Genomic DNA, 16,830 nt, shown 5'->3' with positions numbered 1-16,830 from the left:
GAGTTTACATATATGTTTTGTTCAAATTGCGGTAAACAGATTGAAGATGGTGGTAAAGTATGCGGTTTTTGCGGCGTACCTGTACAAAGTGAAAGCAATGTTATATTAAGTAAAGATAATCCTGATAAAACACATAGTAATGCAGAAAAAGACGGCAATATAGAAATACCGAGCTATATCAAAAAAGTAGCTTTAGTTTCGGCAGGTATTTACATCTTATCTAGATTTATGATTTATATTGTTGACGTATTTGACAGTTCAAGAACAATGATAGGTGTTCCGTTTTATATTTCATTGCTATGTATTATTTCTTTAGTAATGATAGTAGGGCTTTTAGTTCTGAATTCAAAGAACAAAATAATATTGGCTGTACCGAAGATATTCCTCATCATTTCATCGATACCGACGATACTTCTTTACTACCAATATTTTAGAAGTGGATTTTTGTTTTCTGATTTTTTAAAAGCTGTATTTATATATTCTACAAATTTTGTAGCCGCAATTGATGACTGTATCGTATTTGTTGTGCTATGTATACTGGCATTAAGTAAAAATAAAACACTTGTTAAATTTTGCGGATTTATATTGATTTTAACAGTATTGCGCCATATGGTAAGTACAATTTATCTTACTTGCTACGAATTTACTACGATATTTGAGGACTTATTCAGTCTTGCAAGTTTAAGTACTGTTTTCCGGATTATAGTGACAATATCTTTTTATGTATATGAAGTCTGCATATTCTTCATCATGTGGAGTATGAGTGCATGCGGAAAACAAGCTGTAAATACAGCAGGTAGAGAAAACAAAATAAGAAATGTATATAAAAAATCAAAAGTCGCACTGAAGGTTGCTTTAATAGGATTTTTAATTTGGACTGTATTAAGATTGTCTATAGACTTTATAGTTTATTGGATGATTTCGAATATGCACTAATAATTATTGATGTATGAAAATTAATATTTAAGATAGGATAACGGTCGAAGCGGTTTGCTTTGGCTGTTATTTTGTTGTTATGGCAGGGTCCTGTTCTCGAAAGAGAACAAATATAGGGGCTGTCGGTAAATGTAGAGAACTATTTTATTATACATAGTTATATAAGTAATGGTCGTACAGATTATAACACATTAATTCCTGTTCCCATAAAGTATAAGGAAGCATTTGGAGAAGTACTTGAAGAAGTGACATCAGACAGCGGTTATTGTAGTGAGAAAAATCTCTTATATTAAAAGAAAATAAGATAGACAGTATTATAGAAAAATAAAATATCCTAACAAAGTCACAGAGCCAAAACACCTTGTATTTGTCAGGATATTTTATTCTGCGGGAAGTAAAATCACTTATTTCCCGAAAATTTCTTTTTATTTTAGGAAAATATTTTTACGGTACTTTTATTTATTATCATCAAATGTACAGTCTATAAATTGGATATCTTCATTGCTTTTTGTCTTATAGCTGTTATTTTTGAAATTACAATTTTTAAATACTATACCGTTAGATCCGGATGATGCTATAAAAAGTTTTTGCATATCTTCGGCTTTATTTCCTGTGATTTGACAATCTTCAAAACTTATGTTGCCACAGTAGTTCATCTCGAATTGATTATAGCCCTCACTGTCACGCAAAACACAATTTTTAAATGTGGAGTCATAAGTGTTATTAAGTTCCAATAATCCATAGCTGCATTCGTAAATTTGAGTATTTACAACAGATATATTTGATACACCGTTGGAGCTTATACCATAAGTACCGCATCCAAACAGATTACAATCCTCGATTCTTATTCCGTCACAAGATGAGAATGCAAGCACATTTCCGGTACAAAAACCTTTTTCAACATTATGCCCGAAGGTCAGACCTTTAAAGCTTATATCATTTCCTCCAAAAAATTCAATTACATTACTTGTGGAGGAATTTGTAAGAATACTTACCTTGGCTCCATCCTCGGCTTGAAGCCTTATATGATCCGTATATAAAAGATAGTTGAAATAATTACTTCCTGAGTCCGATTCACTGTATTCATCAATACTTGTATCCGAGTCAAGATCGGAGAAATTATATGTACCTTCTTTCAGTATGATTTTTGTATTGGAATAAAGATTTTGTACAAGTTCATTTATATCGGAAACAGTAACTACTTGGTGGTAAAAATAGTTTTCTCTGTCCTCATATTCCTTTGTACCTTTTCTTAGATAAACCAGTGTAGGATATCCGTCAAAATCCGATTCCGGATCTTCTTCAATCAATAAAAGCTTATTATCCCCTACAAGGGTAAAATTTACATTCAGTTTTATTTTCTGATCTGTACCCTCAGGTATTACAGCCTTATTAAAGCTTGCACTCCAAAATTCATTGAGGCAGTTTAATGTCAGCGGTTTTTTATTAAAGGAAATACCCATTTGCTCTATATCGTTTTTACCGGAACCCTTCTCTCTTATAAAATGATAATCCGCATACATTTTATCATTTTTCTTATATATATTCAGAGTGGATCCAAACTCTTCTCCCTCATCCGCAGTCATATCATGAGGTGAATAATCACCACATGCAACAAGTTCCCATTCTCCTATCAGCTTGTCGGAATCCTCCTCTATGGAAGTGAGCTTAGGCATTTTATCCTGCTTTATAAAGGTGAGGCTCTCCTCAGAAATTTCAAACATATCGGAACATCTTATTTTATCACCCTTATTTAAAATCTGAGCGTAAAAAGTCACCTTTTTATGTGGATTATCCGTATTAAATTCAAGGTCTATCATATCTGAGTTTTGAATCCATGTATAGGAATCGGCATCAACATGTGAACAATATGAGTCAATATCACCACCAGTTATTGATCTGCAATGAAAACTTCCATCCTCATTAAATATAAGCTCGACACTTCTTTTCCAATCACCATCCTCCTGATTTGCTATCCAATATGTATTTTTTATGGAAGAGTTTTTGTTATTTTCGGATTTATCATTTGCAACAGATGAATTATTATCTGTCTTATTTTGCTTACCACCTCCCGAACAAGCAGTTGCAATAATAGCCACAGATAAAAATAACGATATCAATATTTTCTTTTTAAACATTTTTATACCTCCCGAACATTATAATATACTTCTTATGTAGCATATTTTCACACAAAAGTATATTATCAAATGAATACTTTTTTAAAAAAATGAGGAAATTATCCGTCGGATACCTATAAAATGTCTAAAAATAATATCTATAAAAAGAACTTATATAAATATGTATGCACTAAAATAATTTTATGATAACTCTATCGGCTTTCCGATAGACATAAAAGAAAATATCCCTACTGCAAGTTCTACATCATCCTGGTCTGTAACGGATATACTATAAACAAGTATTTTCTTTCCTCTTTTAATTTCTGTGGTTGTTGCAAAAAGCTTTTTTGTATTTATACCTGCTCTCAGATAATGAAAGTTTCCATCTATTGTGGTCACATGAACACCATAGGAACTTGCGGCAGCACCTCCTGCTATATCTGCAATTGTATATAGACAACCGCCATGCAATGAACCAATTGGATTTAGCAATTCAGTCTTTATATCCATTTCAGCCTTTGCATAACCTTCGGAAATTTCCGATAACTTTATACCGAGTAAATTCGCAAAGTTGTTTTTTATATTACGATATAGTCTAAGCTTTTCAAAATCCATAATCTAATCTCCTTAGTTTTTCTACAGTTGTTAAATTATACATTAAGCTTGTCTATATGAAAAGTAAAGAAGATATAAATTTTTATTTCTTTATAATTTATTTCTAAATATTCATATTGGCTAAATTGATAATTTGTTGTAGAATATAAGACAGTGTGTTATAGTACCTGACTTCCGTCGTTTCTCTCAAAACCTAGTACTCTAGGTATCCAAGAGCATGCAGTTTTGAAAGAAATTGTCGACTTCAGCTTTGGTTAAATAGAGGGCATCAAGGTTACTAAAGCCAACCAATTTTTTAACCTTTTCGTTAACGGCCTGGTCTCTTGATATATTGATATATGTATTATCACCTTTATTTACCACCCTAAAATCACGCATAAAGTTAATCAAGTCATAAGAGTTTATTTTATTTTTGAAGCACTTGATTTCTAATACTCTTAAAAGAAACAAGCTAAGGTAGCATATCAAAAAATGCCCATAGATTGTTTCTTTTTTCTGTAAATAAACAGGCCTGGCATCCAGGTATGATTTTGTAAGTCTAAAAGATTCCTCGATTTTCCATAGGCTATGGTATGTTTTATATACCTGTAATGGCTCCATATCTATCTCGGATGTCACTAAAAGATTATATCCTGCATATTTAAGATCTTCATCAATCTTAGATTTATTTAAATCTATTATAGGCTTTATTTTCTTGCCTGCACTATCTTTCGTTATGATGTCTACATATTTAGCACAATCTCCAAGTTCATCTTTAGCGATATTTTTGTATGTAGAAAACTTTGAAGCTTTATCGACCATTTTCATTATTTCAAGCTTTTGTTTCTTTGCAAGGTTAGGATTATAAGAGACGATACGCTTTTCTTTTATAGAGAACCTTGTAACACTCTCTTTTCCTGTTTCCGGATCAATCTCTTTAAAACTGTAATCAAAGCTGTCAATACAGGATTTAAGACGAAAAGATATATTATCTCTTTCATCAGTGTAATTAGAAAAGACATTTGTATCATTCTCAAGTAGAACCCATTTCTTTTCCTTTTCACTTAGATTCTTACCATGTATTGATTTTGAAAATATATAGCCATCATTAGCTTCTTTAACTGCAGCATAAATATTTCGTGCACAATTAAGTCCTTTATCAGCCACCTGAATCGTCTTGCCTGATACGTTGTGTCGTTGCTTCATTTCTTCAATAACTTTTCTAATATATGGCTTTTCCGATTCATTTCCTGGATACATTTGCATGGAGACAGGTACGAGATTAGCATCTAAAAGTAAAGCTTGCCCTATTATCGGGGAGTGCCTATTCTCTTTTGAAGGTCCCTTTTGCTTGTCATCACTAGGGATATCAATTTCAAAGTAATAATTAGTGCAATCAAAAAATACATTGCTTAGATCCCTTTTAGAATAGCTTTCATAAGAGTGATTAAATAAATCAATGTACTTTTTATAAGACTCTCCTATGAAAGAACAACCGTCATATACTTGGTCTTCAGAGATTGTTGAGCTGCCATAAAGGAATGGAAAGACATGAGAGGCTGTCTTTGACTTAGAGCATGGTGATATAACCCTTGCATAAATAAGTTGAGTAATTAAGTCAAATACAGAGAACTGAAAACGCATTTGAGAAGCAATTATATCAATAGTTTCTTTAACATCAAGCTCATCAATTAATGAGTAGAGCAAGAAGTGTCCTATATTAAGTTCAACAGGGGTGGAAAATGCACGAGGACGGGATTCTTCAGAAAGAACTTTTGTTCTATTCTCGTTTTGCTCTTTTACATAGTCACTGTAAAATTTAACAGGATCCGGAATCTCACCTGAAATCAAATCCTCAACATAACCAAAAGATTTTACATTTTTTGTTCTTGGTTGCTTTTTATTCTTATCCCAAAATGATTCATACATCTGAAGATAAGTACCTTTTTTCTTCTTTTCTTTTCTCAAAAAATAAGCCATAAACACCTCTAAAAGCAAAGTACTATGAAGTACTATGATTATAACATACTCTAAAAATTTTTTCAAATTTTTTCAAATATTTTTTATGTCAGAAAAGCCTTTAAAATAAAGGCTTTAAAAGAATTGCACAAAATCAAATAGTTTATTAGAAATTTAAAACGTCGGAACTTTCATAGTACTTCGACGGAAGACGGGAAAAGTAAAGAAGATATAAATTTTTATTTCTTTATAATTTATTTCTAAATATTCATATTGGCTAAATTGATAATTTGTTGTAGAATATAAGACAGTGTGTTATAGTAAAATTATTATTAAGTAAGTTTGGAGGAGAATATGTTTTGGTTTACATCCAATGACATTGGTATAGATCTTGGAACAGCAAGTATCTTGGTTTACATAAAGGGCAAGGGTGTTGTTTTAAAGGAGCCCAGTGTTGTAGCTATAGATAGGGAGAACGGCAAAATACAGGCCATAGGTGAAGAAGCCAGACTTATGATCGGAAGAACACCTGGCAATATAGTTGCTGTAAGACCGTTGCGCCAGGGTGTTATATCAGATTATACAATCACTGAAAAAATGCTGAAATATTTTATCGACAAGGCTGTCGGAAAGAGAACTTTCAGAAAACCGAGAATTGCGGTATGTATACCGTCAGGTGCTACCGAAGTTGAAAAGAAGGCAGTTGAGGATGCTACATATTCAGCAGGTGCAAGAGAAGTAAAGATTATTGAAGAGCCTGTAGCTGCCGCTATAGGTGCAGGTATCAATATCGAGAAGGCTGTCGGAAATATGATAGTTGATATCGGTGGCGGTACAGCAGATATCGCTGTTATATCTCTTGGAGGTACTGTGGTAAGTACATCAATAAAGATAGCCGGAGATGACTTTGACGAGTCAATTGTAAGATATATGAGAAAGAAGCATAATCTTTTAATCGGTGAAAGAACAGCTGAGGAAATCAAGATAAATATCGGTGCGGCATACAGAAGACCTGAGGTTCTTACTATGGAAGTAAAGGGCAGAAATCTTGTAACAGGTCTGCCAAAAACAATAGAGGTAAACTCAGATGAGACATTGGAGGCACTTAGAGAGCCTGCAATGCAGATTGTGGATTCTGTACATAATGTTTTGGAGAGAACTCCTCCTGAGCTTGCAGCGGATGTATATGACAGAGGTATTGTACTTACAGGAGGTGGTGCATTACTTTCAGGTCTTGATGCCCTTATTGAAGAAAAAACAGGTATAAACACTATAGTTGCGGATAATCCTCTGACTGCTGTAGCTATCGGTACAGGTAAGTTTATCGAACTTAAAAATTTCGCTAAGGGAGATTCTAAAAAATAATATGTCAACAGTATTGGGCTATATTGAGAAAATCATTTATAGAAATGAGAACAATGGCTATACTGTACTTAGTGTGGAGTCCGATGATGATGAATATGTCCTCGTCGGTACATTCAACTATATTGCTGAAGGCGAATTTATAAAGGCAAATGGAAATATGAAGCTGCATCCAAGTTATGGAGAGCAGCTTTTTGTTGATGAATACGAAATTGTTGAGCCGAGAGAACTTGACAGTATTCAAAAGTATTTGGCTTCTTCAGCAATAAAGGGAGTCGGTGAGGCACTGGCAAAAAGAATTGTAAAAAAATTCAAAATGGACACCCTTAGAGTGATGGAGGAAGAACCGGAAAGACTGGCTGAAGTCAAGGGAGTCAGCGCCAAATTAGCCAAGTCTATAAGTGAACAGATACAGGAAAAAAAATCCATGCGTGATGCTATGATTTTTTTACAAAAATTCGGCATCAGTATGAAATTGGCTGCAAAAATTTATATGGAATACGGCAGTAAAATCTATACAATTATAGAGACAAATCCCTATAAACTTGCTGATGATATTGACGGAATCGGTTTTAAAATCGCAGATGATATTGCAAAAAAGGTAGGTATTACGGCTGATTCAAAGTTTCGTGCAATTGCCGGAGTGGAATACCTGCTTTCAAATGCTATGTTATCGGGACATTTATATTTGCCGGATAGGGTATTGGAAGAGGAATTTTTAAATCTTTTTGGAGAAAATATATTTGACTTTAATTCTTTATTATCGGAAATGCAGATGGAAAAAAGAATTGTGGTAAAAAGAAGTGAAGAAACAAATGTATATCTGTCGGGATCTTATTACACAGAACTTGCAGTTGCAAAAATGCTTATAGATATAAATATAAAAGCTAAGTATGATATAAGCAAAATAGAAGACAAAATACGAAAAATAGAAGATAAAGAAGGTATCGTATTGGATGATTTGCAAAGACAGGCTGTAATAGAATCTATAAACAGCGGGCTTATAATCATCACCGGAGGTCCGGGAACCGGAAAGACCACTACAATAAATACCATTATTAAATATTTTGAGAGTGAGGGGGAGAGCATATCTCTTGCGGCACCTACCGGCAGAGCGGCAAAAAGAATGTCGGAGGCGACATCCTATGAAGCAAAGACAATTCACAGATTACTTGAAATTACACCGAATATAAGTGAAAATTCAAATAATATAGGAACTCATTTTGAAAGAAATGAGGACAACCCGCTGGAAGCGGATGTGCTTATTATAGATGAGGTCAGTATGGTGGATATTTTCCTGATGAATGCTCTATTAAAGGCGGTAGCTATCGGAACCAGACTTATTCTTGTAGGAGATATAAATCAGCTTCCAAGTGTGGGACCGGGAACGGTATTAAAAGATTTGATAGAATCAAACTGCTTTAATGTAGTCAGATTAAATAAAATATACAGGCAATCTGTCAGAAGTGATATTGTGGTAAATGCCCATAAGATAATGACCAATGAAGACATTGATCTGTCTAAAAAAAGTAATGATTTTATATTTATTAAGCAGAATAATCCCGAACATGTGATGGATTCCATTATTACTCTTATGAGAGATAAACTGCCGGGATATGTGAATTCTACTATCAATGAATTGCAGGTAATGACACCTATGAGAAAAGGTCCGCTGGGGGTGGAGTTACTGAATTCATTTTTACAAAATAAGCTTAATCCGACAAGTAAGCAAAAAAATGAAAAAGAATATGATGCCACCGTCTTTAGAGAAGGCGATAAGGTAATGCAGATAAAAAATAATTACCAAAAAGAGTGGTATATATATAATGAAAAGCATTTCCCGGTGGATAAAGGGCTTGGAGTATATAATGGTGATATCGGTGTAATAAAAGAAATAGATATGTTTTCGGAAAGCTTTACCATATGCTTTGATGACGGAAAGGTTTCAAAATATGAGTTTTCAGAATTTAATGAGATTGAACTTGCCTATGCCATCACGGTGCATAAATCACAGGGAAGTGAATACCCTGCCGTTATTATACCTATATACAAGGGACCTGCAATGTTGATGAACAGAAATCTTATATATACAGCTATCACAAGAGCTAAAAGATGTGTTGTGCTTGTGGGTGTTCCGGAAGCATTCTATACAATGATACAAAACACTAAGGAAATGGCAAGATATACAGGATTAAAATCCAGAATACTTGAACTTGATATATTATCCAAGGAGGACTGAAAATACTAGATAATTTAATAAATATTGTTTATCCCAGACGCTGTCCGGTATGTGAGGAAATAGTAAAAGATAAAAAATATCTTATATGCAGAGATTGTGTAAAAAAACTTCCCTTTGTAAAATCTCCATACTGTATAAAATGCGGGAAGGAGATAATTTCTGATGACAATGCCTACTGTGAAGAATGTACAAAAGACAGAGAGTTTATATTCGGCAGGGGACTTTGTAATTATACCGATGATATGAGGCATATTATTTTAAAGATAAAATATAACAATAAAAGAGAGTATCTTGAAGGTTTTGCAAAGCTTATGGCTATTCGCTACAGGGAATTGATAGATAAAAGTAATATAGATTGTATTATACCTGTACCGCTTCATAAATCCAGGCAGAGGGAAAGAGATTTTAATCAATCAGATATACTGGCAAAATATTTGTCAGTATATTTAGATATTCCTGCATACTCGGAGTATCTTAAAAGAATTAAAAAAACAAAGGATCAAAAGGGTTTAAACAAGGATGAAAGAAGGCATAATCTTGACAATGCCTTTATTGCAAAAGATATTCCGGTATATATCAAAAATGTTCTAATTGTTGATGATGTATATACAACAGGAACAACTATAGAAAAATGTGCTATAGCATTAAAAAAAGCCGGAGTAAAGAATATTTATTTCTTAACTGTATGTACAGGTGAAACTAATTTATAGTAAAATAATAATACAATATTTAGTTTCGGAGGATTATCTTATGAGAAAAAAATTGTTTTTAATACCCTTAATTCTTTTATTGTTTAATGCTTGTGGCAGTAAGCAAGTAAATACAGTGGAAAATTCAACAAAAATAGAAAGTTCTGAAGAAAAAACAGAGTCACAAAATTACGATAAATCAGAAAGTAAAACAACTATGGAAAATACTGAAAAAATAGAAAAGGATTTTGGTACATTTAATATACCTGAGGGTTGGGGTGAGGCAAAGGAGCAGTCAGGACATGGAAGGTATTTTTATGTAGTAAAAGGACATGAACATGATGCCATGCCTAATAATATCTCAATAAATATGGGGCATCAAAATTATAATCTGAATGAAAGTGAGAAGTTTGCAGAGTCAACCACTATGCAGCTTGGCATGCAGATAAAACAATCGGGAATAGATGCTACGGTTTCAGGTTCATCGGGAAAAACGGATGCCGGAGATATAATGTATATCTTTGATATTAAGATCAATAACACCGATGAGATAGATCGTCAATACTATATTTTAAGGGATAAAAAGTTTGTAATGGTCTTTATGACAAATTTTGACAATGATGAAGAGGTTAATAAGGCAGCTGAGCTTATGGCAAAGAGTTTTGAGTGGAAATAATCTAAACCTTGTTAAGAAATTTAAACATTGTATAAGCATTTCCCCTATGGTATACTTGGTACAGATATTTCAGTAAAGGGTAGAAGAATCTATGCAAAATAAAAGAGTAATGTTGAAACTTAGCGGTGAAGCACTGGCAAGAGCTGAGGGCGGCTATAATGAAGATAAGGTAAGAGATATTGCAAAACAGTTAAAGCCTTCCATTTTGGCAGGAATTGATATCGGTATAGTGATCGGGGGAGGTAATTACTGGAGAGGTCGTACATCTGAGGCTATAGACAGAACAAAGGCTGATCAGATCGGAATGCTTGCAACTATAATGAACTGCATATATGTCTCTGAGATATTCCGCTCTGAAGGGATAGATACTGCTATATTCTCAGCCTTTGTTTGTGGAGATATAGCTGAGTTCTTTTCAAAAGACAGGGTAAATGAGAGATTTGCAGAGGGCAAGGTAGTATTCTTTGGTGGAGGTACCGGACATCCTTATTTTTCGACAGATACAGGCATTGTTTTAAGAGCTATTGAGATGGATGCAGATATGATACTTTTGGCAAAATCCATTGACGGAGTCTATAATGCAGATCCTAGAATAGATCCCAATGCGAAAAAATATGATACACTTACTATGCAGGAGGTAATTGATAAGAGACTTGCAGTAGTGGATTTGACAGCATCTGTTATGTGCCTTGAGCATAAGATGCCGCTTGCGGTATTTGATTTGAATGAAGAAAATTCTATAAAGAATGCCTTAGAGGGCAAAATAAACGGAACAATTGTGACAGTATAAGCTTTTGCTTATCTATATGCATTTAATAAACATGAAATTAAGGAGATTTTATGCAGGAGAGTATTAAAAAATTTGAAGAGAAGATGAATAAATCTATTGATGTTTTGCTGGAAGAGTATGCGGCTATAAGAGCCGGAAGAGCGAACCCTCATGTACTTGACAGAATAAAAGTGGACTACTACGGAACAGCTACACCTATACAGCAGGTGGGAAATGTTTCAGTTCCCGAGCCAAGAATCATACAGATTTCACCATGGGAGAAGTCTCTTTTAAAGGAGATTGAAAAGGCTATAAATATGTCTGATCTCGGTATAAATCCTACAAATGACGGTTCATGCATAAGACTTGTATTCCCTGAACTTACAGAGGAGAGAAGAAAAGAACTCGTAAAGGATGTAAAGAAAAAGGGTGAGGCATGTAAGGTCGCAATCAGAAATATCAGGCGTGATGCTATAGATGCTGTTAAGAAGCTTGAAAAAGTCGGTGAATTTACAGAGGATGATGTAAAAGACGGCGAAAATAAAATACAAAAAATGACAGATAAGGCTATTGAAAGAGTAGATAAGGCTATTGAAGACAAGTCAAAGGAAATATTAACAGTTTAATTAGCCGACTTCATATTAGTAGGAACAAAATTTCCGGATTTTAAGAAGGTGGGCTTCCACCTTCTTGTTTTATAATTTAAAGTTAATGGAGTACAAATTGGAGAATTTAGTTATACCAAAAAGCATTGCCATAATACTTGACGGCAATGGAAGATGGGCACAAAAAAGAAATTTGCCAAGAGCAATGGGACATAAGGCAGGCTGTGAAGCGCTGGAAAAAACTGTAGAGGATTGTGTACGCCTGGGGGTGGAATGTCTGACCGTATACGCCTTTTCAACGGAGAATTGGAAAAGGTCATCGGTTGAAGTCGGTGCATTGATGAAATTGCTTAGATTTTATATGGTAAAGCTTATTGATGTTGCCAATAAAAATAATGTAAAAGCTGTGATGATAGGTGATGAAAGCAGATTTGAACCTGATATAAGAAAAGGGATAAAAAAGCTTGTAGATGCTACAAGTAAAAACACCGGAATGACATTTGCCTTTGCCATAAACTATGGCGGCAGGGATGAGATAAGAAGAGCAATAAATAATATAGTGGACGATACCGTATCGGGAGCTATATCAAAGGATGATATAAATGAAGAATTGATTTCTTCATATCTTGATACCAAAAATTTGCCCGATCCGGACTTACTTATCCGTACCAGCGGAGAGCTTAGAGTTTCAAACTTTTTGCTTTGGCAAATAGCCTATAGTGAGTTTTATATAACTGATACTCTTTGGCCGGATTTTGATAAGGAAGAGCTACTGAAAGCTGTTGAGAGTTATAGCCAAAGGCAGAGGAGATTTGGAGGTCGTTAATGTTTTTTACAAGGCTAATAAGTGGAGTAGCATTGCTGATAGCGGCTGTTTTTGCCTTTTATATCGGGAATTTGCCGCTTATAATATTATCTGCATTGATTTCTGTCATAGGACTTTTTGAATTTTACAGAGCATTGGGGTTTGAGAAGAAAAACATAGTATATTTGGGATATATATATTCAATTATATATTATTGTCTGATTTATTTTAAATTAAATCAATATATTTTCTTTTCGGTAATTGCCTTTTTGCTGGTGATTTTTGCGATATATGTATTTACCTTCCCAAAATATAAGACAGAAGAGATCTCTTTAATATTTATGGGGGTAATGTATATTCCTATATTATTTTCTTATGTATACAATACAAGGACATATGAGGATGGAAAATATCTGGTATGGCTGATACTGATATCCAGCTGGGGTTCTGATACCTGCGCCTATGTTGCCGGTTCTCTTTTCGGGAAACATAAGATAGCGCCTGTTTTGAGCCCGAAAAAGTCGGTGGAAGGAAGTATCGGAGGAGTGTTGGGAGCTGCTCTTATAGGAGGAATAGTAGGATTTATTTTGTCGGGGCATTTTAAAAGTACAATTTCGCCTACATTTACCTGTGCCGTTTCATGTGGTATAGGCTCAATAATCTCACAGGTTGGAGATGCACTTGCCTCTGCCATAAAAAGAAATCATAATATAAAGGACTATGGCAATTTGATTCCGGGGCATGGTGGAATACTGGACAGATTTGACAGTATGATTTTTACCGCACCTGCGATTTTTTTTGCAATATATTTTTTAGGTTAAATAAATGAAAAAAATATCTATTTTAGGATCTACGGGATCCATTGGAACTCAGACAATTGATATCGTAAGATTAAACAGCGATGTAGAAGTTGTCGGACTTTCCGCACATAAAAACATTGATTTGCTGGAAAAGCAGATTAGAGAGTTTAAGCCGCAAGTTGCATCTATATGGGAAGAAGATGATGCTAAACTGCTTAAAGACAGAGTAAAAGATATTGATGTAAGAATTGTCTTCGGAATGGAGGGACTTATTGAAGTTGCCTGCATCAATGAATCGGATATAATAGTAACTGCAGTTGTAGGTATGATAGGCATACAGCCTACTATAGCTGCAATAAAAGCAAAAAAGAATATTGCACTGGCTAATAAGGAGACTCTTGTATGTGCCGGACATATTATAATGCCTCTTGCAAGAGAAATGAATATAAATATATATCCGGTGGATTCGGAGCATAGTGCTATTTTTCAATGTCTGGATAAGAATAATCCAGTTAAAAAGATTTTACTTACAGCATCCGGAGGTCCGTTTCGAGGCTTTACCAAGGAAGAATTAAAAAATGTAACTTTAGAGGATGCTCTTAAGCATCCGAACTGGAGTATGGGCAAAAAAATCACCATTGATTCTGCTACAATGATTAATAAAGGGCTTGAAATTATAGAAGCCTCACATCTTTTTGATATGGATATTGACGATATAGAGGTGGTGATACAAAAGGAGTCCATTATCCATTCCATGGTGGAGTTTAAAGATAACGGAATTATAGCGCAGCTTGGTACTCCGGATATGAAGCTGCCTATTTCATATGCTTTATTTTATCCGGAAAGAAGATATATATCTGAGGCAAGAGTGGATTTTAATACATTAAGTACTATAAATTTCTCAAAACCGGATCCGGAAGTCTTTGAAGGGTTAAAGATGGCTATATCGGCAGGTAAGAGGGGTGGAAGTGCTCCTACGGTTTTGAATGCCGCAAATGAGTGGGCTGTAGATAAATTTTTGAACAATAAAATAAAATTTATAGATATACCATATCTTATAGGTATGGCTTTAGATAATCATGAGTTCACAAAAAATCCATCTATTGAGGATATTCTATACTTGGAAAAATGGACTGAAGAGTTTTTGGAAAGGATAAAGATTTGAATATAGTTATAGCATTTATTATTTTTGGAATAATAGTTTTAATACATGAGTTTGGACATTTTTTATTTGCCAAACTTTCAGGAGTAAAGGTGATGGAGTTTTCGGTAGGCATGGGACCGAGGATTTTTTCCGTAAAGGGTAAGGAAACCAAATATTCTTTAAAGCTCTTGCCGCTTGGAGGTTCCTGTGCAATGTATGGGGAGGATGAGGATGAAGATGCTCCGGGGAGTTTTAACAGCGCACCTCTTCTTGGAAGGATAGCAACCATTGCCGCCGGACCTGCCTTTAATTTTATTTTGGCATTCTTAGTTGCGATATTTATAGTTGCAAATGTGGGAGTGGATAAACCTGTGATAAGCGGATTTATATCCGGACTTCCGGCTGAGAGTTCCGGGCTTATGGTAGGTGATGAAATAAAAGAAATAAATGGCAAAAATGTTGATTTTTACAGAAACGTATCAACATATCTTTTTTTGAATCAGGGAAAGGATATTGTACTTACTGTAAAAAGAAACGGTAATGAAGAAAAAACTGTAAATATAAGCCCTGTATATAATGAAGAACATTCACAATATATGATCGGGATACAAAGCTCGGGCTATCAAAAGCTTAATAATCCTTTGGAAATCATAAAATATTCTGTGTTGGAAGTAAAATTTACTATATCAATGACTGTAGAATCACTGGCACATCTTATAAAGGGTAAGGTTGATGTAAGTGAGGTCAGCGGACCGGTAGGTATAGTATCTATGATTGGGGATACTGTAAATGAATCAAAACCTTACGGGATATTTGTGGTACTTTTATCATTATCACAAATGGTTTTACTTCTCAGTGCAAATCTTGGCGTGATGAATTTGCTGCCGCTGCCTGCTCTTGACGGAGGCAGACTTATATTTTTATTCTTGGAGGCAATCTTTAGAAGACCTCTTAACAGAAAAGTAGAAGGCTATGTTCATCTGGCAGGCTTTGCTCTTTTGATGCTTTTGATGGTCTTTGTTATGTTCAATGATATAAGAAAGATATTATGATGATACTGTCATAGGAGTCAAGTAATGAGGAAAAAAACAAAATTAGTACAAATAGGGGATAAACAAATAGGTGCAGGTCTGCCTATACTTATACAGTCTATGTGCAATACAAAGACTGAGGATGTAAAGTCAACGGTAGAGCAAATACTTAGGCTTGAGGATGCGGGCTGTGATATAATAAGAGTTGCGGTGCCAAATACGGAGGCGGCATCAGCAATAGCTCAGATAAAAAAACAAATACATATACCGCTGGTTGCGGATATTCATTTTGATTACAGACTTGCACTGGAAGCTATAAAAGCGGGCTGTGACAAAATAAGGATAAATCCCGGGAATATCGGCAGTACAGAAAGAATAAAAGCTGTGGTAGATGCCTGTAGGGAAAGAAATCTGCCTATAAGGGTAGGAGTAAATTCAGGCTCTTTGGAGAAACATCTTATTGAAAAATACGGCGGAGTGACTGCAGAGGGTATAGTGGAGTCCGCACTTGATAAAGTAAGAATAATAGAGGATATGGACTATAACAATATGGTTATAAGTATCAAATCCTCAGATGTAATGATGTGTGTAAAGGCACATGAACTTATTTCAGAGAAAACAGATTATCCGCTCCATATAGGTATTACCGAATCGGGAACTGTAAAAAGAGGTATGATAAAATCATCTCTTGGACTTGGTATTATTTTATATCAGGGTATCGGTGATACTATAAGAGTTTCGCTCACAGGTGATCCGGTAGAGGAAATATTTGCAGGAAAGCTGATTTTAAGCAATTTGGGGCTTAAAAAAAGCGGTATAGAGGTAGTGTCCTGTCCTACATGCGGAAGAACAAATATCGACCTTATAGGGCTTGCAGGCAAGGTGGAAAAGCTTGTGGAAGATTATGACCTTAATATAAAGGTTGCAGTAATGGGCTGTGTTGTAAACGGACCGGGAGAAGCCAAGGAAGCCGATATAGGTATTGCCGGCGGAATAGGTGAAGGACTTTTGATAAAAAGGGGCAAGGTTGTAAAAAAATTGCCTGAAAGTGAACTTTTAAAAGCTTTGAAAGAGGAGCTGGATTTATTGTCAAAAGAGGCATAG

15 protein-coding genes and 2 pseudogenes are annotated in these 16,830 nt (G+C 34.7%); 14 read left to right on the top strand and 3 right to left on the bottom strand.

The genetic code is table 11. The features are described 5' to 3' along the window. The first annotated feature begins 12 nt into the window (after positions 1-12). Together J4O15_RS07520 and J4O15_RS16445 are read left to right on the top strand one after the other, a co-directional pair. On the top strand, positions 13-936 hold the full coding sequence (locus J4O15_RS07520) for a zinc ribbon domain-containing protein (RefSeq protein ID WP_208100315.1): 924 nt from the start codon (positions 13-15) through the stop codon (positions 934-936). Positions 937-1,055: 119 nt separating this feature from the next. Next, positions 1,056-1,258: pseudogene (locus tag J4O15_RS16445) on the top strand (IS1182 family transposase); the annotation flags it as partial. A 133-nt stretch (positions 1,259-1,391) separates the two neighbouring features. On the opposite strand, the gene J4O15_RS07515 reads toward J4O15_RS16445, so the two are convergent. From J4O15_RS07515 to J4O15_RS07505, 3 genes are all read right to left on the bottom strand, one after another. Further along, positions 1,392-3,074, bottom strand: a complete 1,683-nt coding sequence (locus J4O15_RS07515) for a right-handed parallel beta-helix repeat-containing protein (protein WP_208100314.1) — start codon at positions 3,072-3,074, stop codon at positions 1,392-1,394. A gap of 180 nt (positions 3,075-3,254) precedes the next feature. Further along, positions 3,255-3,668 (bottom strand): PaaI family thioesterase, encoded by a 414-nt coding sequence (locus J4O15_RS07510; RefSeq protein ID WP_208100313.1) that lies wholly within the window; start codon positions 3,666-3,668, stop codon positions 3,255-3,257. A 201-nt stretch (positions 3,669-3,869) separates the two neighbouring features. Beyond that, on the bottom strand, positions 3,870-5,627 hold the full coding sequence (locus tag J4O15_RS07505; protein ID WP_208100312.1) for an IS1634 family transposase: 1,758 nt from the start codon (positions 5,625-5,627) through the stop codon (positions 3,870-3,872). 333 nt (positions 5,628-5,960) lie between these two features. On the opposite strand from J4O15_RS07505, the gene J4O15_RS07500 reads away from it, so the two are divergent. The 12 genes and pseudogenes from J4O15_RS07500 to ispG all read left to right on the top strand — a co-directional run bounded on the left by J4O15_RS07500 (position 5,961) and on the right by ispG (position 16,830). Further along, positions 5,961-6,971, top strand: a complete 1,011-nt coding sequence (locus J4O15_RS07500; protein WP_208100311.1) for a rod shape-determining protein — start codon at positions 5,961-5,963, stop codon at positions 6,969-6,971. A gap of 1 nt (position 6,972) precedes the next feature. Beyond that, the gene (recD2, locus tag J4O15_RS07495) at positions 6,973-9,207 is read left to right on the top strand and encodes an SF1B family DNA helicase RecD2 (protein ID WP_208100310.1); all 2,235 of its coding nucleotides are present in this window, start codon (positions 6,973-6,975) and stop codon (positions 9,205-9,207) included. Next, positions 9,189-9,383 (top strand): annotated as a pseudogene (locus J4O15_RS16440) (double zinc ribbon domain-containing protein); the annotation flags it as partial. The gene recD2 and the pseudogene J4O15_RS16440, both read left to right, overlap by 19 nt. A 66-nt stretch (positions 9,384-9,449) precedes the next feature. Further along, a complete protein-coding gene (locus J4O15_RS15925) occupies positions 9,450-9,917 on the top strand; it encodes a ComF family protein (protein WP_243762008.1) in 468 nt (155 codons plus the stop codon). A 40-nt stretch (positions 9,918-9,957) separates the two neighbouring features. Beyond that, the gene (locus tag J4O15_RS07485; RefSeq protein WP_208100309.1) at positions 9,958-10,572 is read left to right on the top strand and encodes a hypothetical protein; all 615 of its coding nucleotides are present in this window, start codon (positions 9,958-9,960) and stop codon (positions 10,570-10,572) included. A gap of 91 nt (positions 10,573-10,663) precedes the next feature. Continuing rightward, on the top strand, positions 10,664-11,362 hold the full coding sequence (gene pyrH, locus J4O15_RS07480) for a UMP kinase (RefSeq protein ID WP_208100308.1): 699 nt from the start codon (positions 10,664-10,666) through the stop codon (positions 11,360-11,362). 50 nt (positions 11,363-11,412) lie between these two features. Beyond that, positions 11,413-11,967, top strand: coding sequence for a ribosome recycling factor (gene frr / locus J4O15_RS07475; protein ID WP_208100307.1), 555 nt, complete (start codon positions 11,413-11,415; stop codon positions 11,965-11,967). Positions 11,968-12,064: 97 nt separating this feature from the next. Next, positions 12,065-12,772, top strand: a complete 708-nt coding sequence (locus tag J4O15_RS07470; RefSeq protein WP_009218643.1) for an isoprenyl transferase — start codon at positions 12,065-12,067, stop codon at positions 12,770-12,772. Further along, positions 12,772-13,572: a phosphatidate cytidylyltransferase gene (locus J4O15_RS07465; protein WP_208100306.1), complete on the top strand. Its 801-nt coding sequence runs from the start codon at positions 12,772-12,774 to the stop codon at positions 13,570-13,572. The genes J4O15_RS07470 and J4O15_RS07465 overlap by 1 nt, the downstream gene beginning before the upstream one ends. Before the next feature lie 4 nt (positions 13,573-13,576). Next, entirely contained in the window at positions 13,577-14,716 is a 1,140-nt protein-coding gene (dxr, locus tag J4O15_RS07460) for a 1-deoxy-D-xylulose-5-phosphate reductoisomerase (protein ID WP_208100305.1), read from the top strand. Beyond that, a complete protein-coding gene (gene rseP, locus J4O15_RS07455; protein ID WP_208100304.1) occupies positions 14,713-15,747 on the top strand; it encodes an RIP metalloprotease RseP in 1,035 nt (344 codons plus the stop codon). Before dxr ends, rseP begins: the two co-directional genes overlap by 4 nt. A gap of 24 nt (positions 15,748-15,771) precedes the next feature. Beyond that, positions 15,772-16,830, top strand: a complete 1,059-nt coding sequence (ispG, locus tag J4O15_RS07450; RefSeq protein WP_208100303.1) for a flavodoxin-dependent (E)-4-hydroxy-3-methylbut-2-enyl-diphosphate synthase — start codon at positions 15,772-15,774, stop codon at positions 16,828-16,830.

Origin of the sequence: Lachnoanaerobaculum sp. Marseille-Q4761, assembly GCF_017565785.1 — a bacterium.
Classification (GTDB): domain Bacteria; phylum Bacillota; class Clostridia; order Lachnospirales; family Lachnospiraceae; genus Lachnoanaerobaculum.
The sequence above is the reverse complement of the archived record's forward strand: the minus strand, read 5'-3'. Positions and strand labels throughout refer to the sequence as shown.

Excerpts from the sequence above, each read along its gene's own strand:
- frr (WP_208100307.1), top strand. The coding sequence starts at position 11,413 with ATGCAGGAGAGTATTAAAAAATTTGAAGAGAAGATGAATAAATCTATT.
- dxr (WP_208100305.1), top strand. The coding sequence starts at position 13,577 with ATGAAAAAAATATCTATTTTAGGATCTACGGGATCCATTGGAACTCAG.
- pyrH (WP_208100308.1), top strand. The coding sequence starts at position 10,664 with ATGCAAAATAAAAGAGTAATGTTGAAACTTAGCGGTGAAGCACTGGCA.
- J4O15_RS07515 (WP_208100314.1), bottom strand. The coding sequence starts at position 3,074 with ATGTTTAAAAAGAAAATATTGATATCGTTATTTTTATCTGTGGCTATT.
- J4O15_RS07500 (WP_208100311.1), top strand. The coding sequence starts at position 5,961 with ATGTTTTGGTTTACATCCAATGACATTGGTATAGATCTTGGAACAGCA.
- J4O15_RS07510 (WP_208100313.1), bottom strand. The coding sequence starts at position 3,668 with ATGGATTTTGAAAAGCTTAGACTATATCGTAATATAAAAAACAACTTT.
- J4O15_RS07465 (WP_208100306.1), top strand. The coding sequence starts at position 12,772 with ATGTTTTTTACAAGGCTAATAAGTGGAGTAGCATTGCTGATAGCGGCT.
- J4O15_RS07485 (WP_208100309.1), top strand. The coding sequence starts at position 9,958 with ATGAGAAAAAAATTGTTTTTAATACCCTTAATTCTTTTATTGTTTAAT.
- J4O15_RS15925 (WP_243762008.1), top strand. The coding sequence starts at position 9,450 with ATGAGGCATATTATTTTAAAGATAAAATATAACAATAAAAGAGAGTAT.
- J4O15_RS07520 (WP_208100315.1), top strand. The coding sequence starts at position 13 with ATGTTTTGTTCAAATTGCGGTAAACAGATTGAAGATGGTGGTAAAGTA.
- ispG (WP_208100303.1), top strand. The coding sequence starts at position 15,772 with ATGAGGAAAAAAACAAAATTAGTACAAATAGGGGATAAACAAATAGGT.
- recD2 (WP_208100310.1), top strand. The coding sequence starts at position 6,973 with ATGTCAACAGTATTGGGCTATATTGAGAAAATCATTTATAGAAATGAG.
- J4O15_RS07505 (WP_208100312.1), bottom strand. The coding sequence starts at position 5,627 with ATGGCTTATTTTTTGAGAAAAGAAAAGAAGAAAAAAGGTACTTATCTT.